This is a genomic window from Erythrobacter sp. (assembly GCF_035194505.1).
In the GTDB taxonomy this organism is placed as follows: domain Bacteria; phylum Pseudomonadota; class Alphaproteobacteria; order Sphingomonadales; family Sphingomonadaceae; genus Erythrobacter.
Map to the genome: position 1 here is coordinate 1248712 of NZ_CP136573.1, position 19125 is coordinate 1267836.

At 67.0% G+C, this 19125-nt stretch carries 16 protein-coding genes and 1 tRNA gene; 5 read left to right on the top strand and 12 right to left on the bottom strand.

What is annotated here, in order from left to right:
- Positions 1-3: 3 nt before the first annotated feature.
- From RSE14_RS06270 to RSE14_RS06280, 3 genes are read left to right on the top strand one after another with little or no spacing between them, the layout of a single operon-like run.
- Positions 4-1893, top strand: coding sequence for a hydantoinase B/oxoprolinase family protein (locus RSE14_RS06270; RefSeq protein WP_324076366.1), 1890 nt, complete (start codon positions 4-6; stop codon positions 1891-1893).
- Positions 1890-3098 (top strand): CaiB/BaiF CoA transferase family protein, encoded by a 1209-nt coding sequence (locus tag RSE14_RS06275; protein ID WP_324076367.1) that lies wholly within the window; start codon positions 1890-1892, stop codon positions 3096-3098. Before RSE14_RS06270 ends, RSE14_RS06275 begins: the two co-directional genes overlap by 4 nt.
- Entirely contained in the window at positions 3098-3730 is a 633-nt protein-coding gene (locus RSE14_RS06280) for an isochorismatase family protein (protein WP_324076369.1), read from the top strand. Before RSE14_RS06275 ends, RSE14_RS06280 begins: the two co-directional genes overlap by 1 nt.
- A 119-nt stretch (positions 3731-3849) precedes the next feature.
- Here the strand turns inward: RSE14_RS06280 and RSE14_RS06285 are convergent.
- Positions 3850-3926 (bottom strand) — tRNA-Arg (locus tag RSE14_RS06285).
- Between the two features lie 61 nt (positions 3927-3987).
- Between RSE14_RS06285 and RSE14_RS06290 the strand changes: the two genes are divergently transcribed.
- Positions 3988-4875, top strand: a complete 888-nt coding sequence (locus RSE14_RS06290) for a queuosine precursor transporter (protein ID WP_324076371.1) — start codon at positions 3988-3990, stop codon at positions 4873-4875.
- On the opposite strand, the gene RSE14_RS06295 is transcribed toward RSE14_RS06290, so the two are convergent.
- The 11 genes from RSE14_RS06295 to RSE14_RS06345 form a co-directional block, all read right to left on the bottom strand.
- Positions 4872-6401 carry a Ppx/GppA phosphatase family protein gene (locus RSE14_RS06295; protein WP_324076373.1) on the bottom strand — a complete coding sequence of 510 codons (1530 nt, stop codon included), beginning with the start codon at positions 6399-6401 and terminating at the stop codon, positions 4872-4874. The genes RSE14_RS06290 and RSE14_RS06295 overlap by 4 nt on opposite strands.
- On the bottom strand, positions 6398-8605 hold the full coding sequence (locus RSE14_RS06300; protein WP_324076375.1) for an RNA degradosome polyphosphate kinase: 2208 nt from the start codon (positions 8603-8605) through the stop codon (positions 6398-6400). Before RSE14_RS06300 ends, RSE14_RS06295 begins: the two co-directional genes overlap by 4 nt.
- A gap of 72 nt (positions 8606-8677) precedes the next feature.
- On the bottom strand, positions 8678-9685 hold the full coding sequence (gene virB11 / locus RSE14_RS06305) for a P-type DNA transfer ATPase VirB11 (protein ID WP_324076377.1): 1008 nt from the start codon (positions 9683-9685) through the stop codon (positions 8678-8680).
- 8 nt (positions 9686-9693) lie between these two features.
- Positions 9694-10827 carry a TrbI/VirB10 family protein gene (locus tag RSE14_RS06310; protein ID WP_324076378.1) on the bottom strand — a complete coding sequence of 378 codons (1134 nt, stop codon included), beginning with the start codon at positions 10825-10827 and terminating at the stop codon, positions 9694-9696.
- 37 nt (positions 10828-10864) lie between these two features.
- Positions 10865-11686 (bottom strand): TrbG/VirB9 family P-type conjugative transfer protein, encoded by an 822-nt coding sequence (locus RSE14_RS06315; protein ID WP_324076382.1) that lies wholly within the window; start codon positions 11684-11686, stop codon positions 10865-10867.
- Complete coding sequence (locus RSE14_RS06320; protein WP_324076383.1) at positions 11683-12897, bottom strand: TrbL/VirB6 family protein; 1215 nt, start codon at positions 12895-12897, stop codon at positions 11683-11685. The genes RSE14_RS06315 and RSE14_RS06320 overlap by 4 nt, the downstream gene beginning before the upstream one ends.
- A complete protein-coding gene (locus RSE14_RS06325) occupies positions 12894-15323 on the bottom strand; it encodes a VirB4 family type IV secretion/conjugal transfer ATPase (RefSeq protein ID WP_324076385.1) in 2430 nt (809 codons plus the stop codon). Before RSE14_RS06325 ends, RSE14_RS06320 begins: the two co-directional genes overlap by 4 nt.
- Positions 15313-15597, bottom strand: coding sequence for a VirB3 family type IV secretion system protein (locus tag RSE14_RS06330; RefSeq protein WP_324076387.1), 285 nt, complete (start codon positions 15595-15597; stop codon positions 15313-15315). Before RSE14_RS06330 ends, RSE14_RS06325 begins: the two co-directional genes overlap by 11 nt.
- A gap of 4 nt (positions 15598-15601) precedes the next feature.
- Complete coding sequence (locus RSE14_RS06335) at positions 15602-15913, bottom strand: TrbC/VirB2 family type IV secretion system protein (protein ID WP_324076388.1); 312 nt, start codon at positions 15911-15913, stop codon at positions 15602-15604.
- A 39-nt stretch (positions 15914-15952) separates the two neighbouring features.
- Positions 15953-16594 (bottom strand): lytic transglycosylase domain-containing protein, encoded by a 642-nt coding sequence (locus RSE14_RS06340; protein WP_324076390.1) that lies wholly within the window; start codon positions 16592-16594, stop codon positions 15953-15955.
- A gap of 157 nt (positions 16595-16751) precedes the next feature.
- Positions 16752-17159 (bottom strand): tetratricopeptide repeat protein, encoded by a 408-nt coding sequence (locus tag RSE14_RS06345; RefSeq protein WP_324076392.1) that lies wholly within the window; start codon positions 17157-17159, stop codon positions 16752-16754.
- A gap of 322 nt (positions 17160-17481) precedes the next feature.
- On the opposite strand from RSE14_RS06345, the gene RSE14_RS06350 reads away from it, so the two are divergent.
- Positions 17482-19047 carry a beta-helix domain-containing protein gene (locus RSE14_RS06350; RefSeq protein WP_324076394.1) on the top strand — a complete coding sequence of 522 codons (1566 nt, stop codon included), beginning with the start codon at positions 17482-17484 and terminating at the stop codon, positions 19045-19047.
- The last annotated feature ends 78 nt before the right edge of the window (positions 19048-19125 follow it).

Here is a 19125-nt window from a genome sequence, read left to right on the forward strand (position 1 = left end):
ACCATGCCGGCTCGCATCATCGAACCCAACACCACCCCGTTCAACACCATCGCGATCGATCCGGTCACGCTCGACATCATCGAGAACGCGCTGCGCAATGCGCGTATCGAGATGGACGCGACCCTCGTGCGCACCGCCATGAGCCCCGGCATCCGCGAACAGGGCGACGCCTTCCCGCTGATCTCCGATCCCGCGGGCAAGATGATCGTCGGCCAGTTCGGCAGCTTCATCGACGGCTTCCTCAAGCAGTTTGACGGCACCATCGAAGACGGGGACATGATCTTCCTGTCCGATCCCTATTCCTGCGGCGGTGCGGTCAGCCACTCCAACGACTGGCTGGTGCTGCTCCCCGTGTTCAAGGACGGGCGACTGCTGGCCTACACCGCGATGTTCGGCCACCAGAGCGACATCGGCGGTTCGGTCCCCGGCTCGATGCCGATCGGCGCATCCTCGATCTTCGAAGAGGGCGTGCGCATCCCGCCCGTGAAGATCTGGAAAAAGGGCGAATATAACGAAGACCTGATGAAGCTGGTGATGCACCAGACCCGCAAGCCCGACTGGTGCCAGGCGGATTTGAACGCGCTCATCGCCTCGTGCCGCGTTGCCGCGCGCCGCGTGATCGAGATGGCCGAGCGTTTCGGCGACGATGTCTATGTCTCGGCCACGCAGGAGCTGCTCGCGCGCAACCACCGCGCGATGAAGGCGCTGCTGGCGATGGCGGTGGCGGAAGAGCCGGTCAGCTTCGAGGACTATATCTGCGACGACGGCAAGGGCTACGGCCCCTACAAGATCCGTTGCACCATGTGGCGCGATGGCGACCGCGTGATCCTCGATTTCGAGGGCACGGACCCGCAATCGGCCGCCTCGATCAACTTTTTCCTCAATGAAAACATGTTCAAGATGTTCTTCGGCATCTACATGATCATGGTCTTCGATCCGCAGATCCTGTTCAACGACGGGTTCTACGATCTGATCGAGGTGCGCATCCCGGCAGGCTCGCTCTTGAAGCCGCACTTCCCTGCCGCGCTGTCGGGCCGCACCCATGCGCTGGGCCGCATCTTCGACATTCTCGGCGGGCTGCTCGGGCAGAAAACGCCGGAATTCCTCAACGCCGCTGGCTTCTCCTCCTCGCCGCACCTGTTCTATTCGGGCTGGGACAGCCGCGAGGATGGCAGCCGCGACTGGTTCCAGCTGTTCCAGATCGGCTTTGGCGGCATTCCGGGCCGTCCGCTGGGCGACGGGCCGGACGGACACTCGCTGTGGCCGGGCTTCACCAATGTCCCCAACGAGTTCCTCGAGCGCTACTTCCCGCTCCGCATCGAGCGCTATTCGACCGCACCCGACAGCGGCGGAGCGGGCCTGCATCGCGGCGGCAATGGCATCCACATGACCTACCGCTTCCTCGCCGATGGCGAGATCGCGATCCATGATGACCGCTGGTTCGTGCCGCCGTGGGGCGTCAATGGCGGGCATCCGGGCGCACGGGCGCGCAAGGTGCTGGAACGCGCCGATGGCTCGCAGAGCATTGTCGGCAACAAGGTCGAAAGCGTCGCCGTGAAGGCGGGCGATCTGCTGCACTTCATCACCTGGGGCGGCGGCGGCTGGGGTGACCCGCTGGCGCGCGATCCCGAGCTGGTGGGCCTCGAAATCCGGCAGGGCCTCGTGACCCCCGAAGGCGCGCGCGCCTATGGCGTGGTGGCGGACGGCGCGGGCCTTGTGGATGCAGCCGCAACGCAAGCCCTGCGCGCCGAAATGTCGGCCAGCCGCGGGGAACTGCCGCTGTTCGACTATGGCCCGGGCATCGATGCGCTGCGTGCCAATTGCGAGGCCGAGACAGGCCTTCCCGCGCCGATCCAGCCGGTCTGGACCGCTCTGCGGGAGGCGGCGGAATGAACGCGCACGCCGCATTGGGCAATCAGAGCGCGCTGGCGGGCATCAAGGTGGTCGAGATGGGGCAGCTCCTCGCGGGCCCCTTCTGCGGTCAGCTGCTCGGCGACATGGGCGCGGACGTCGTCAAGATCGAGCCGCCGGGTGCGGGCGATCCGATGCGCAACTGGGGCCAGGGCGACGAGAAGGTGCAGTGGGAAGTGATCGCGCGCAACAAGCGCTCGGTCACCTGCAACCTGCGCGTGCCCGAGGGGCAGGACCTCGCCCGCCGGTTGATCGCGCAGGCCGATGTGCTGATCGAGAACTTCAAGCCCGGCACGCTCGAACGCTGGGGCATGAGCCCGGTCGAGCTGCACGCCTTGAACCCCGGCCTGATCATCGCGCGCATGTCGGGCTACGGGCAGGACGGCCCCTACTCCGACCGCGCCGGCTTCGGCGGGATCGGCGAGGCGATGGGCGGCTGGCGCTACATCGTCGGCGAGCCTGATCGTCCGCCGAGCCGCATGGGCATCTCGATCGGCGACACCCTCTGCGCCACCTATGGCGCGCTGGGCGTGCTCGCCGCGCTCCACCACCGCGAGAAGACCGGCGAAGGTCAGGTGGTCGATTCCGCCCTGTATGAGGCAGTGTTGCAGGTGATGGAGGGGCTCGTCCCCGAATATGACCGCAACGGCGTGATCCGCGAGCGTTCCGGATCAGTGCTGAAGGGCATTGCCCCGTCCAACGTCTATAGCTGCAAGGACGGCAGCTACATGATCGGCGCCAACAACGACGCGATCTTCGCGCGGCTGTGTCAGGCGATGGGCCGCCCGGAATTGTCGAGCGACGCGCGCTATTCCAGCCACATCGCCCGCGGCATCCATCAGGACGAGCTGGATGCGCTGATCAATGACTGGACCGGCACGCTCACCGTGGACGAGGTCGATGCGCTGATGATCGAGTATTCGATTCCCGCCGGCCGGGTCTACCGCGCGCCCGACATGCTCGCCGATCCGCATTTCCAGGCGCGCGAGGCGATCATCGAGGTGGAGACGCAGCAGCGCGGACGCATCAAGATGCAGAACGCTTTTCCCAAGCTCTCGAAGACGCCGTCGAGCATCCGTCGCCCCGCGCCCGCAGCGCCCGGGCAGGACAATGCCGAGGTGCTCTCCGAACGGCTGGGGCTGGATCCTGCCGAGCTTGAGCGGCTGGCGGCGGCCGGGATCATCTGATGACCGGCCCCTCGGCAGCCGACAATTACGCGGGCGTCTATGAGGGGCGGCTCCAGCCGGGCCAGCGGCCGGCGCTGCTGATCGTCGATCTGGTGACGGCCTATCTCACCGAAGGCTCGCCCCTGTTCATGGCAGACGCCGCCGCTGCGCTTGCCAGCAATGTACGGCTCGCAGAGGCCGCGCGCGCAGCTGGCGTGCCGGTGGTCTACACCAATGTCCGCTACAAGCCCGATGGGTCGGACGGCGGGGTGTTCTATCGCAAGGCGCCGGTGCTCAAGGCCTTTGTCGAGGGATCGCCCTTGGGGGCCTTTCCCGATGCAATCCTCCCGCAACCGGGCGAGCGGGTGTTCACCAAGCAATACCCATCCGCCTTCTTCGGCACGGGCCTTGCCGAAGCGCTCCACGCCGAGGGCATCGATACCCTGCTGATCACCGGCTATTCGACCTCGGGCTGCGTGCGCGCCTCCGCGCTCGACGCGATGCAATATGGCTTTGTCCCGCTGGTGGTGCGCGAGGCCTGCGCCGACCGCCACGAAGGCCCGCACGAGGCGAACCTGTTCGACCTGCAAGCCAAATACGCCGAGGTGATTTCCGAAGCCCAAGCGCTGGCGGTAATTGGTGCCAGCACCTGAAGCATGCACCCATCGGTCCCGCAGGGACCGCAAGGCCGAACGGCCGTCAGCAGGGGTGGCCCCGAAGGGAAGCCAAGGCGACGGATGTCGCCGCCGGCACCTGAGGCCAAACAAAAAATTGGCGCGCCCGGCAGGACTCGAACCTGCTGCCTCAAGATTAGAAGTCTCGCGCTCTATCCAGATGAGCTACGGGCGCGCGCCGGACCCGCCAATAGCGCGCTTTGCGAGCCAAGGGAATCGCGCTAACCCGATGCGCGATGGAAAACACCGCTCCCGCCGCCGATCCCGCCGCAGCCTTCGATCGCGATCCGACTGACGGGATCGTCGCCACGGCCCGCGCGCCCGTGACCTTCCGCTATTACGATCTCGTGATGGCCGGCTTCGTGACGATCCTGCTGCTGTCCAACATCATCGGCGCGGCCAAACTCACCTATGTCAATGTGCCGTTCTGGCCGCAGGGCTGGTGGCCCGCGCCTGATGGCACCTTCATCTATGGCGCAGGCATCCTGTTCTTCCCGCTGGGCTATGTCATCGGCGACGTGCTGACCGAGATCTACGGCTTTGCCCGCGCGCGGCGGGTGATCTGGGTGGGGACGGCGGCGATGCTGTTCCTTGCCTTCATGTCCTATGTCGTGACCGCCCTGCCCGCTTTCGACGGCTGGGAATGCGCCGCGAGCGGCTTTGGCGGCGAGCGCCCGCTCACCTCCAGCGCCGATCCGGCGATCACCGGCGGGGCGATCTGCCAGACGACCTATGAAAGCGTGTTCGGCAGCACCTGGCGCATCGTCGTCGCCTCGATCACCGCCTTCTGGGCAGGCGAATTCGTCAATTCCTTCGTGCTCGCCAAGATGAAGGTGTGGACCAAGGGCCGCGCCCTGTGGAGCCGCACCATCGGATCGACCTTTTTCGGACAGGCAGTGGACAGCCTGATCTTCTACCCCGTCGCCTTCCTCGGCATCTGGACGACGGATGCCGTGATCACCGTGATGATCACCAACTGGGCGCTCAAGGTGGCGTGGGAAGCGGCGCTGACGCCTGTGACCTATGTGGTGGTGAACCGGCTGAAAAAGGCCGAGGGCGTGGACCTTTACGACATCGATACGGACTTCTCGCCCTTCGCAACCAGCGGGAAAACCGCCGACTAAACCTCGCTGTCGGGCACCACGTCGACACGCCAGCCGGTGCCCAGCCGCGTGGCGAGCGCTTTCATGTCTTTCTCGGTCGGCTGGCCCAGCAAGGCCGCGTGGCTCTGCGCCAGTCTGAGGACGAGCGCACCCTCCTCCACCACCAGCCGGCTGACTTCGAGCGAGCGGCGCGACTGCGCGCCGAGCCGCCGTGCCAGCCGCAGCGCGAGGCCCCAGCGGATCGCTTCTTCCAGCGCCTCCTCGCTCGCCAGCGCGCGGACGCGGGGCGGCGGAGTGAGCTGGTTGCCATTGGCCGCAATCGCCGCCGCCATCATCGCGCGGCCCTTGCCATCCACGGCGATCCAGCGCTTGTGCAGCGCCCAATCGATAGCCTGTCCGAGCCGCAGGTTGGGCTCGATCTGCATCGAGGCGAGCGCGAGCATCGTCGCCGCCAGCCGCAACCGCTCGCTGCCATGGGTGCGCGCGGGTGCAGCGTCGAGCGTCCATGCCGCCATGCGCGTCGCCAGCGTCGGCGGGGTGCCGCACTGGCTGGCAAACACGGCCACACCGGCCAGCAGCGGGTCCTGCGCCCGGCTATGCGCGGGCAGGCGATCATAGAGCAGGCCTTCGCGCAGGCCCCATGACGAGAACACCACCCGGTCAGGCGCGAGCCGGGTCAGCAGCGCGGCCAGCAGCACCGCGGCATCGGGCAGCTTCTCGGCGCGCATCGTCGAAATCCGCTCACGGCTGCGCAGGGCATCGCTCTCGCTCCCCGCCAGCGCATTGGCGACCTCCATCGCGGTCACCGTGTCGATCTCGAACCCGTGCGGATCGCTCAAAGGGTGACCCTTCACAGCCATCGCGAACACCGCCATGGCGCGCCACGTGCCGCCCACCAGATAGAGCGCGCCATTGGCCTCGGGCGGGTTCTCGGCGCAGTCCCATCCGGCCTTGCGGATCACCTTGTCGAGCGCCTTCTTCATCTCGGCCTGCGAGCCCTTGGCGTATTCGGGCAGGCGCAAGGTGCCGAGCGGCAGGGTGCTGGCACCGTCCGCAGAACCCCTCGCGACGCGCACCAGCTCGAGGCTCCCGCCGCCCAGATCGGCCACCACCCCGCGCGCTTCGGGGAAAGCACCGATCACGCCATGGGCAGAAAGCAGCGCCTCTTCCTCGCCCGAGATCACCCGCACGCTCAGCCCGATTGCGCGCAGCCGATCGACAAATTCCGGCCCGTTGCTGGCTTCGCGCACGGCGGCCGTGGCGACGGTTTCGACATCCTTGATCCCGAGGTCTTCGAGCAGCAGCGCAAACCGTTTCAGCCCACGCAGCGCCAGCGCCATGGCCTCGTCCGCCAGCCGCCCGGTGGCGGCAATCTCGCGCCCGAGCTTGGCCGTCACCTTCTCGTTCAACAGCACCATCGGCGCGCGCATCGAACCGCCATAGACGACGAGGCGCACTGTGTTCGATCCGATGTCGATGATCGCGCGGCTCGGCGTGCTGCCGCCGAAAGCCCCGCCGCGGTCGTCCCGCCGCTTGCGATAGGTCATGCAGCCCCGCCCCTGCGCAAGCTGAGCTTGGGCACCGCACCTGCCTCCAGCGCCCCGCCGCGCCCGGACAGCGACGGGTTGGTCATGAAATAGCGGTGGCAGTTGAACGGCTTGCCGTCGGCCACGACGCGCGAATAGGAGCCATCGGCATTGAGCCACCAGGATTGCTGGGTATCGAGCATATTGGCGAGCAGCACCTGCTGGAGCACCTGATCGTGCACCGTGCGATTGAGGATCGGGATCAGCGCCTCGACCCGGCGATCGAGATTGCGGCTCATCATGTCGGCCGAGGCGATATAGAGCGCCGCATGGGCGCTGGGCATGGCATGGCCATTGGCGAAGGCGTAGATACGGCTGTGTTCCAGGAAGCGGCCGATCACCGACTTGACGCGGATATTCTCGGAAAGGCCCGCGACACCCGGGCGCAGGCAGCAGATGCCGCGCACAACCAGTTCCACCTGCACGCCCGCGCCCGAGGCGGCGTAGAGCCGGTCGATCACGCCTTCATCGGTCAGCTGGTTGCACTTCATCCAGATCGCCGCCGGACGGCCCGCCGCGGCATTGGCGATCTCGGCATCGATGCGCGAATAGATCTCCTCGCGCAGATCGATCGGCGCGATGTGGATGCGTTCCAGCGCGTGCGGCTGGACATAGCCGGTGACGAAATTGAACATCTTGGCCGCATCGCGCCCGAGCTTGGGATCGGCGGTGAAGAACGAGAGATCGGTATAGATGCGCGCGGTGACGGGGTGATAATTACCCGTGCCGAAGTGGCAATAGGTGCGGAAGGACGCGCCCTCGCGCCGCACCACCATCGCCACCTTCGCGTGGGTCTTCCAGTCGGTGAAGCCGTAGATCACCTGCACGCCTGCACGTTCGAGCTTGCCCGCCCATTGCAGGTTCTGCTCTTCATCGAAGCGGGCCTTCAGCTCGACCACGGCAGTCACCGACTTGCCCGCCTCGGCCGCCTCGATCAGGGCGCCGATCACCGCCGATTGCGAACCGGCGCGGTAGAGCGTCTGCTTGATCGCCACCACGTCCGGATCGGCGGCGGCCTGCCGGATGAAATCGACCACCACCTCGAAGCTTTCATAGGGGTGGTGGACGATGATGTCCTTCTCGCGGATGGCGGAGAAAGCATCGCCGTCATGCTCGCGGATGCGCTCGGGAAAGCGCGGGGAATAGGCTTCGAACTTCAAATCGGGGCGATCTTCGGCGACGATTTCGGCGAGGCCGTCGACCCCGATGATCCCGTCGGTCTTGATCACCGCGGCCTCGTTGATGCCGAGCTGGTCGAGCAGCAAGGCCTCGGCAGCGGGATCGAAATCCTCCTCCAGCTCAAGCTGGATCACCTGCCCGCGCCGCCGCCGCTGGATCGCGCTCCGGAAGGTGCGCACGAGGTCTTCGGCCTCTTCGGCAATCTCGATATCGCTGTCGCGCAGCACGCGGAACAAGCCGTCGCCCTGGATCGTGAAGCCGGGGAACAGGGCCTCGGCATAGCGCTGGATCAGGCTGGCGATCGAGATGTAGAGCGCCCCGCCCGCCCCGGTCTCGGCGCCCGTCACCTCGTCCGGCACGCGCACGAAGCGCGGCAGGGCGCTGGGGATCAGCACCATCTCGATGATCTGCTCGGCCGTCTCGTCCCGCGTCAGAGTGAACAGGAGCCCCATGCCCTCGTTCTGGACGAAGGGGAACGGGTGCGCGGGATCGAGAGCCTGCGGGGTAATGATCGGCAGAATCTCGTTGAGGAAGAAGGCCTTGAGCCACTTGTGCGCGGCCGGCTTCACGCGCTGTTCGTCAGCCACGTGAATATCGGCCGCCGCCAGCGCCTCGCGCAAGGTGCGCCACAGCTTCTGCTGGAGCTGCGACAATTCGACCAGCTTTTCACGGATCGCGGCCAATTGCTGCGAGGGGCTGCGCCCGTCGATCGAGGGGGTCGCCAGCCCGCGCTGCACCTGGCCGACGAGGCCGGCGACGCGGATCATCATGAATTCGTCGAGATTGCTGCCCGAAATCGACAGGAAGCGCAGGCGCTCAAGCAGCGGATAGGCCTCGTTCCCGGCCTCGGCCAGCACGCGCTGGTTGAACTGGAGCCACGAAAGCTCGCGGTTGAAATAGGGCGATTCGTCCGGGCCAAGCTCGGCAAAGCCGGGGGCGCCCGAGGGATCGGGTCCGTCTTCGCTGATCGTCGGTGCGGTGCTCATCGCTGTCCTGTTACGCCGGGCGGGTGCCTGTTATCGCGTGGACTTCAGATGTAAATCACCAAGCCGCGCGTGTCACAACAAATCCCGGCTTTGCGCGATGCCGGTGATGGTTCGCTTGCCATTGGCATCGCGCCCAAGCTGCACAATCACGTCGATCACGCTCGCGGCATAGGCGATGGTATCGCTGCGGGTGAGGCCGATGCCGGTCTGCATCACCATCAGCGCCAACTGCTCCAGCGCGCCGCGCATCGAATTGGCGTGGATGGTGGAGAAGCTGCCCGGGTGCCCGGTGTTGATCGCGCGCAGGAAACTGACGCTTTCGCTGCCGCGCAATTCGCCCAGCACGATCCGGTCGGGGCGCAGGCGCAAGGCGGCTTGCAGCAATTCGTTGGCGGTGACCTTGGCCTCGCCCAACTCGCCCTTCACCGCGACCAGACCCACGGCATTGGCGCCGGGGAACTTCAGCTCGGGCGTATCTTCCACCAGCACCACCCGCTCGGCTTCGGGGATTTCGCCGAGCATCGCGTTGAGGAAGGTCGTCTTGCCGGTGCTGGTGCCGCCCGAGATCAAGATCGTGCGGCGGGCAGCAATCGCGGCACGCAGATAGGCGATCGGCGCAGCGGCGGGATCGGGCATGACCGGATCGGGCGCGGCCAGCAGCGGCCCTGCGTCATAGGCATCGAGCGGCAGATCGAGCCGGCGGTGGCGGCGGATCGCCATCACCCAGTGCTGGCGCGCAGCCGGCGGACCGCAGAACTGCACGCGCGCGCCGTCCGGCAAGGTGGCGCCGAGCAAGGGATGTTCGCGGTTGATCCCCTGATGCGAGACCCGCGCCACCTGTTCGGCAAGGCGCTGCACCAGCCGGTCGTCGATCTCGGGGGTCTCGATGCGCTGCATCCCCGGGTGGGCGGCATCCTCGATCCACACCTCGCCCGGGCGATTGACCATGATCTCGGTCACCGTGTCGCGATCAAGCCAGCGACGGAAGGGCGCAAGATAGGCGTCGAGATAGACCGAGCGCTCCGCGCTCAGCGGCACGGAACCGTCCTCGCTGCCCAGCCGGTGGATATCCGCGCTCATCGTGCCGCTCAGCGGGCGACCGAGCTGAAATCGAGATCGCGCGCGGTAAACACGCGGATCGGCTCGCCCATGCGCACGCGGATGGTGGGGCTGATCTGGCCTTGCGATTGCACCGCCGAGTTGGCCGCGCCCTGCGCGCCGCCCGCGACGATCACGCCGCCCACGCCGCCGGTCGCCAGCGCGCCGAGGCCGCCGACGACGGACAGGAGCAGGCCCGAACCGAAGCGCTTGAAGAAGTGGCTGTTGACGTCGCCCTCCAGCCCCGTGGTCCCGTCAAAGGCAATCGCGGGCGAGGCAAGGCTGACCGAGACGCCATCGGGCCGGATCAGCCGCGTCCAGATCACATAGGCGCGGCGTTGGCCCTGCTGCACCCCGGCCTGATACTGGCCGATCAGGCGCGAGGAGCGCGGCACGAGAATGCGCTTGCCATCGAAGCTCTTCACATCCTGGCTCACCACCGCGCGGACATAGCCCGGCACATCGGTGTTGATCGCGGTTTCGAGGATCGCGGGGATCAGCGTGCCTTCGGTGATGGTGGTCGAGGGGTTGACCATGCTGCGCGCCGTCGCCGGACCGCCGCCGACCCCGCCGATGCGTGCGGCAAAGTCGCCCGCGCTGCCGCCTCCGCCCGTAGCGGGCGCGGTGCCGGCCGCCGGAGCAGGCACGCCGGTCGCCTCGGCAAAGCGCGAACCCCGCGCCGAACTGCCGTCGAACACCAGCTGCGGGCTGGCATAGGGGTTGGTCGCAGGCATCCCGGCAACGCCCGGCTGCACTGCATAGACCGGCGCGGGCGCAGCCACGGGGGCAACGGTCGGATCGACCGGCGGCGCCAGCGGCACCGGCGGCGCGACCGGCACCGGCGCGGGCTGCGCGGCGGCGACCTGCGGATTGCCCACCCCTTGCGGATCGGGCAGGCGCGCGGAATTCATCGCCCAGAAGGTGACAGCGCCAATCCCCGCCACCAGCGCAACGCCGGCAGCGAGCCCAAGCCCGTCACTCCCGCCACGCCTTTCGGTGATCGCGGGAAAGGCGGCGCGGCTGGCGAGATCGATGATTTCGGCCGATTCCTGCTCGCGCGGATCGCCGTTCCCGGCAGACCCGGCCTCGCCCTTCTTGGGCGGCAGACGCATGGCAAGGCGCATCAGACAAACTCCCTTTGCAGACGGCGGCAGGCGGGGCTCATTTCGCCCCCTTCTTGCGCGGGCCGGAGAGCCCGGCGCTGTGCGCAGCGGGCGCAGCCGGGCCGGTGTTGGTGAGGGTCGCCGTGTCGCGACCCGAGCGCAGGATCAACTGCGGCGGCACGCCGTCGACCACCACGGTCTCGCCCCGCACAGTGAAATTGACCGGCCCTTCCTCGCCGTCCTCGTTGGTGACGAGGATCGCCGGGATCGCGGTACCGGCGGGCCAGGTGAGGAACACCGCCTCGCCATCGTCGAAGGTCTTGGCGGGCAGCAGCGCGGGCGTGCCGGCACTGGCCCATTCAAAGTTGATCCGCGCGGGATCGACCACCGCGTACGGATCCTTCGCGGCGGCAAGTTCGGCCGGATCGGCCTTGGCGCGCAGGGCTTCGGCCTCGGCCTCGGCAGCGGCGGCAAGCCGCGCTTCCTCGGCGGCCTTCTCCAACTCGGGATAGCGGAATTGCAGCACATAAAGCGCGGCATTGCGCGGCGAGGCGACGAGATCGAACAGGTAGGTGCGCTTGTCGGTCACCACCGTCATGTTGGTGCGCGCGGCAGGCGCCAGCGGCTTCACGAAAAGGATCGTCTGCGCCTTGTTGGGCTGCACCTGCCAGGCCGTGCTGTCACCGATCGCGACATTCTCGATCATCTCGTCGGGCGCGAACTTGATGGTGGTCTGCACCAGCACCTTGCCGTCGATCCGCACCACAGCGGCCTCGTCATAGACGCGGGTCTGGATGCGCGCGTCACCGGCTAGCACGGGGCTCGCCAGCGCCAGCGCGGCAGCGGAAAGGATCAGCCCGAAACGGCTGGAGCGGGTCATTGATAGGTCTCCGAAGGGGGAACGGCGGCAGGCGCAGGCGCGGGGGCAGCACTGCCAGCCGAGCGGAAGCGGTTGCCGATCCCGCGTGTGCGCGAGGTGGCGGCGGGAGCGAAGGGCGCGGCCTGTCCGGCACCATCACCCGTGGCATAGATCCGGGTCTCGCGCGTGGCACCTGCCGGGCCGGTGTCATTGGCGGCGGTGACCACCTGCGCCGGCGCGACATCGACCCGGCGCGCGCCCGCGCCAAGGCCAGCCGCAGCAGGCGCCACAGCGGTGCTGCGCGGAGCCATGCCGACGGTGGCGGCAGGCGCGGCGATCATCCGACCCGCATCGCCCGCACGGCTGCGCGCGGACTTGTCCGGCACCAGCCCGAACACCTGCCAGCCCGACACCATCACGCCCGAAACCACCAACGCCAGCAGCATCAGCGCCATATGCACCGCGCCGATCAGGAAGAAGGCCATTGCCGCGTTCTGGTCGATCTGCCCCGGCACCTTCACCAGCGCCGCGAGCACCGGCACCGAAAGTTCGAGCATGATCGATCCGCCCAGCACCGCAAACAGTGGCGCCAGTGCCATCATCGCCAGCCCCTTGAGCCAGCCGGTGAACAGCCCGCGCGTGCCCTCGAACAGCGCCAGCACCACGAAGATCGGGCCGACGGCAAGCAGCAGCGCCAGCGCGATCCGCGCGGTCACCAACAGGCCCACCGTGCCGAGCAACAGCAGCATCGCCCCCAGCCACATCATCCCGCGCGGCGAGAAGGCGCTGATATCCTTGGTGTCGCCGCTCGCTTTCTGGATCGCGGCGAAGACCACATCGAGCTTCTGCGCGAACACCGCCGTGGCGCTTTCGCCCTGCACCCCGGTCAGCACGCCCGCGACCTGATCCGGCCCGCCGATGAAGAGGTTGTAGAACACGGCCGAGAAGGCGACGAAGCTGGTGGCGAAGGTCAAAACCAGCCCCAGCGTCATCATCTTGGGCAGCAGCGCGCGCACCGAGAGATTGGCGCGCCCAAGCATCAGCGAGATACCGAAGAACGCGACGTAAAGCCCCAGCAGGATCGTCAGCGCGAAGGCCAGCTGGCCATCGGTGCCGAACAGGCGGTTGAAGGCCTGCTCGCTCATCCCGCTGGCAATGCAATCGACCGCAGTGAGCGCGGCGGAGACGCCGGTGCCCATCGCCTCTGCGGCCATATCGCAGGTGGTGCTCATTCGGCGGCCTGCCACACGGGCTGGCCATCGGCATCCACCGCCGCCCCATCAGGCCATGCGCGGCCCGTAAGCGCCGGGAACCACGCCGCAGGCTCGTCGCCCACCGCCTCGCGCAGCAGATCGAGCCGCCGCACCGCACTCTCGCGGCCCGAAAGAATGGTCAGCACCTCGGGCGCGCCCGACAGATCGAGCCGCACGACGACGCTCGCATCGGGCTGGCGCACGAGGAAGCAGCGGCTGTGCGCGGGGAGCGAGCGGATCAGCGCGAATTCGTGGCTCGTGAGGCCGAAGCCGTCGCAGTAATCCTCAGGACGCGCGCGCGAATTGGGCATGAACACCATGGTCGCGGTCTGCTCGACCAGCGCAGTGGAGATGCGGCTGTCCAATGCATCGCGCGCCGACTGTGTGGCAAAGCCCACCAGTGCGTTCCTTTTGCGCAGCGTCTTCAGCCAGTCGCGGATGCGCGCGGCAAACACCTCGTCGTCGAGCGCCTTCCAGCCCTCGTCGATCAGGATCATGGTCGGCTGCCCGTCCAGCCGCTCGTCGATGCGGTGGAAGAGATACATCATCGTGGGCGTGCGCAGGCGCGGATTTTCGAGCAGCGCGGTCATGTCGAAGCCCATCACGCGGGTCGCGAGATCGAGCTTGTCCTGCGCATTGTCGAACAGCCAGGCGTGCTCGCCCTCACCGATCCACGCGGCCAGCCGGTCCGCCAGATCGCCCGGCGTCGGGCGGCGGGTGCCCGCCAGCAGCTCCTTGAAGTGCTTGAGGCGCCGGAGCGAGGGATCATTGGCATAGGTCGCATCGACCGCAGCGCTGATGGTCGCGAACTCTTCCGGCCCCTCCGCCTTGAGCAGCACGCCGAGCCAGTCGCGCAGGAAGGCGCGGTTGGCGGGCGTATCGGGCAGGCTCAAGGGGTTGAAGCCGGTCGGCGCGCCGGGCGCGATCCGGTCATAACGCCCGCCGATGCCGCGAATGAACAGCTCCGCGCCGCGATCCTTGTCGAACAGGATGGTGCGCGGTTTGAACTTCTGCGCCTGCGCGGCAAGGAAGTTCATCACCACGGTCTTGCCCGAACCCGAAGGGCCGATGACGGAGAAGTTGCCGAGATCGCCGTGGTGGAAGTTGAAGAAGAACGGCGTGGCGCTGGTGGTCTCCAGCAGCGTCACGGCATCACCCCAGTGATTGCCGCTCGCCTGCCCCAGGGCAAAGCCGTGGAAGCTGCCGAAGCCCGCCATATTGGCCGAGGAAATCAGCGCGCGGCGGACGATGTATTCCTCGTTGCCGGGGAATTGCGCCCAGAAGGCGGGTTCGAGATTGGTGTCCTCGCGCACCGCAATCGCGCCGGTATCGGCGAGCGCCGCCGCGCAGGCTGCCACCGCATCGTCCAATCGCGGCAGCGTCGTCTCGCGCACCAGCACAGTGAGGTGGTGATCGCCAAAGCCGACCGCGCCATTGCCCAGTGCATCGCGTGCAGACAGCATGTCGGCACGTTCGGCCGCTGCCTCCTCGTCTACCGAGCGCGAACGCCTGAGGGCGAGATCGATCCGCTCCTTGGCCGTGGTCCGCTCGTTGGGGGCGTAGCTTTCGGTCACCACCATCTCGAACGGCAGGCGCAGGATATTGTCTAGCAGCCCCGGCGAGGTCGCCTCGGGATAGTCCTTGAGGCCCAGAATGGCGGCGAAATCGGGCGCGGCTGACCCGCGCAGTTCCATCGCATCGAGCCCGAAAGAGGCGCGGCGATAGGGCAGCATATGGCCGATATCGGTTTCGGGCGTCGGGCGGCGCACGGGGCGCATTTCGCCATTATAGAGCGCCGAGAGCAGCTCCAGCATCTCCGAATTGGTGCCGCTGCTGCCTGCGGCCTGATAATCGCCCAGCACCGCTGCGCCGTAATTCTGCAAGCTGGCGACAAGGCCGCTCACGGCCGCCTTGAGGCTGCGCAGATCCTTGGGATCGGCCTCGGGCTCTTCAGCCGTGCTGCGCGCAAACATCTTCGACAGCCGCTCGGGCAGACCGGTCTTGCCGCGCGCGGGGCGGCGGATAAGGGTGATGAACTGATCGTTGATGAACAGCGATCCGCCCGCCAGCCGCTGCTTCCAGCGCGCATCGATATGCCGGCTGAGCGCGTCGGGGAATTCGGCATCGAGTTCCACCTCCACCCGGCGGCGGATGACGTGGTGATACATCACAAAGCGCGCATCGAGCGTGCTGCGCAGCATCACCTCGCGGGTCGCTGCGTGAGCGTTGAGAGCGCCGGAATCCTCGGTCTCGAACAACAGGCCGGGCACCTGGATCGCGCTCATCACCGAGCCATCGCGCAGCAGCACGGTGCTCTCGTCGATCAGGCGGGCATAGGGCAGGCGGTCGCCCACCTTGGCTTCCTTCGCGCTCCACGCGGCGGCGCCGATCCATTTACGGGGCATAGGAATTGCACCCCCAGCGCTTGAAATTGGGCACGCGCGGACATTTGGAGACCTTGGTGATCCACAGGTCGAAAATGCGCGGCTCGCGCAAGGACGCGAAGTAGCCGATCACGTGCATCACCAGCGGCACCGGAATGATCCAGAAGCTTTTGAGCATCAGGAAGGCGATCGTCGTCACCATCAGGTTGATGATGAAGAAGTTCATCGTCACGCCCGCAAACATCTGCGGACGGGTGAGCGCGCGGTGCACCGGATGGCGGACGAGCTCGCTCATGGCCCTATCCGGCAGCCGACTGGATGCCGGCGACGATGGTGGTCGCGCCGAACAGGATGAAGACGCCGATGATAACGGTCGCGCCGAAGCGCCAGTTCATCCGGCCGGTGAGCATCATGAAGCCGATCGCGGCCACCGCCATGACGGCCACCGTGGTCGCCACGGTGCCCAGCAAGGTGCCCTGCAGCCACAGGAGCGCATTGTTGATCGGGCCGGAGCCGGCCGGATCGGCGGTCTGCGCCATGGCCGCGGCAGGCGCGAGCGCGAGGGTGAGAACGGCAGCCATACGGGCAGGCAAACGGAGCAGCGACATCATTTCCTTCATGGTACTTTCACGTCTCGCACGTGCCCCCGCCTATCGGCCTGAGACACGCGCATGGTTGGACAAGCGGCCGATGATCGCCGCCACATAGTTCTGGGTTTCGCGGATATTGGGAATGCCGCCCGCGCGCTCGACCCGTCCGGGCCCTGCGTTATAGGCGGCCAGTGCCTTTTCGAGATCGCCGCCGAACCGGTCGAGCTGTTCGCGCAGGTAGCGCGCCCCGCCTTCGAGGTTCTGGAAGGGATCGTCGGAATTGACCCCGAGATAGCGCGCTGTGCCCGGCATCAGCTGCGCAAGACCGCGCGCGCCGACCGGCGAGACCGCGTTTTCCTGCCAGCGGCTCTCCTGCCACACCAGCGCTTCGAGCAGCGAGGGCGAAAGATCATAGCGCGCGGCGAGTTCGGCAATCTTGGCGGTGTAGCGCGGCGGAATGCCAGCAGCATGGCGCGCGGGATCGGCGATCATGGCATCGGGCAGCGCAAGCCCTTCGACCACCACTGGCGCGCTTGCCGCTTCGGTTTGGCTCGCGGTCGCTGCGGCAGGCCTGCCCGCCAGCGGCCCGGCCACCCAGCGCGCACCTTCGGCCCCGAGCTCAAGCACATCGGCCCGTGCCCCGGTCGCTAGGCCGAGCAGCATGGCGACAATGGTGACGCGGCCAGCCGCGGCGAGAATCATTCCCCGGGTCCCTCTGTAATCCTCCGCCCAATGTCTAACCTAAATGACAAGCGGGTGACAGTCCCGCGAAAGCGCGCATTTGCAAGGGGCTGCACAACGCAAAAGGGCGGGCTGCCGGATCGGCAACCCGCCCTTTTTGCGTGCCTTTCGGCGGCGCTTAGTTGCGGTAGGTCAGCTGTTCGGTGCGCAGCTGCGCGGGGCGGAACTCGCCGCGTTCGAGCATCCGGATCGCCCTGCGCGCAAGCCGGCGCGAATCGGTGGTGGCCCCGTCGGCCGTATCGAGATCGACCACCTCGTGGCAGGTCAGCGCCGCCTCGAAGGCCGCGCGCGCCTTGGCGTCCTCGCCGCGGTGGGCATAGGCGATGCCGAGATTGATCATCACCGCCGGATCATGCGGATCGGCGGCGCTGGCGCGCTGGAGCGTGACAATCGCCTCCTCCCCGCGCCCGGTGGCGAGCGTGGTGGCCGCCAGATCGCTTTCGGCAGCAAGAGCAAGCCCGGCGACAGGTGCGGCCGGCAGCGGCGTGGCGGCGATCAGGGCCGTCGCAAACAGCGTGAAGGACATGGTCAGAAGGCTCCTCTTCCAGTGTGGGAGCATAGTGACTCGAAAAAAGCGCATCCGCAACAAAAGCGTAATAATGTAATATTTCTGCAATTTAAAACCGCAAGTCATTGTTTTTGCGTCACCAGGAACTGTCACAATCGCGATTTCGCTGAAGTGGCGCTTCGTCACATTTGTCATTCTTCAGTCATATTACAGCGAATGCCATGCGACTGTAACGCTGCAAGAATTCTGTCATGCAGCAACCCTAGCGAAGCCCTGCGCAGCCGAATCCACCGGCTTTCAACGCGCACCCGATTCTCGGCTTTTCAGGGGACCGCTCGCTGTGAAAAACATTCAACGCACTCTCGTTCTGGGCTGCAGCCTGCTCGCGCTCGCCGGCTGCGGCGCGGACGAAATCGTCTCGCCCGGCACCGGCGGCAACATCATCATCAACAACCCGACCCCGACGCCCACCCCGACGCCGACGCCCACGCCGACCCAGACGCTGGTGACCCCGGCGGCCGGCTGTCCGACCATCGCCACCTCGGGCGGTCTGGTAGATGCCGGCACCATTTCGGGCCCGACCGGCACCTACCGTGTGTGCCAGCTGCCGGCGCGCTTCACCTCGACCGACACCCTGCCCTTCATCCGCGGGCTGGTTTACCAGATCAACGGCCGCGTCGATGTCGGCACGGATCGCGGCTTCTCCTCGACCGGCACCACCGTCACCCTCAATGTCGAGCCGGGCGTGATCTTCTTCGCGCAGCAGGACTCCTACCTCGTGGTCAACCGCGGCAACGCGATCCAGTCGAACGGCACCGCCGAACGCCCGATCATCTGGACCAGCCGCGACAACATCCAGGGCGTCGCCAGCGACAACAGCCAGCAGCAGTGGGGCGGCGTCGTGCTGCTCGGCCGCGCGCCGATCTCGGATTGCTCGACCGGCGTGTTCAACACCGCCGCCGCGCCGACCAACAACCCGACCTGCGAAGGCCGTCTTGAAGGTGCCGCTGTTGCCACCCCGTTCGGCGGGGCCAACTCGGCTGACAGCTCGGGCTCGTTCCGCTTCAACCAGATCCGCTTCTCGGGCTTCGAACTGGCACCGAACAACGAACTCCAGTCGCTGACCACCGGCGGCGCGGGTTCGGGCACGGTGATCGAGAACCTCGTCTCGTTCAACAGCTCGGATGACGGCATCGAGTTCTTCGGCGGCGGGTTCAACGCCCGCAACTTCGCGATCATCGGCGCGTCGGACGATTCGCTCGACGTCGATACCGGCGCGATCGTCAATCTCGACACCGTGATCGCGGTGCAGCGGTCCTCGACCGGCGACCGCCTGATCGAACTCGACTCGCCCAACGTTGCCGACCGCACCCCCTCGAACGCGATCCCGCAGACCCGTTTCCAGGTGAACAACTTCACCTTCGCGGCGCGCGATGCGGCTCCGCAGGTGGTGCAGGCCCGCGGCGGCGCGGCGCTCGGTCTCACCAACGGCGTGATCAATGCCGGCACCAACCACTGCTTCCAGATCGACGAGCCGACCACGCTCGCGGCGATCATCGGCGTGGACTCGGTGGTCGGCGATTGCCCGGCGACCGATCCGATCCGCGGCGGCGGCGGCAACACCAATGCCGATGTCGCAGCCCGCATCAACGGCGGCACCAACAACAACCTCGCCTTTGCGATCACGCTCACCAACGGCGTGGTCAACGGCGCGAACGAAACCGCCCGCACGCCCTTTGCCGCGAACGGCCGTTCGACCTTCTTCCCGAACCGCACCTTCATCGGCGCGATCCAGAACGCCGCGGCGCTGACCAGCATCTTCGGCAACTGGACTTGCAACTCGTCGATCCAGAACTTCAGCAGTTCGACCGGCGCCTGCACCTCGCTCCCGGTCTACCCGGTTTAAGCGAGCGTCTTGACCGCTCTACGGGGGAGACGCCGCAGCCCGCAGCGTCTCCCCCATTTTCGCATTCAGCACGACCAA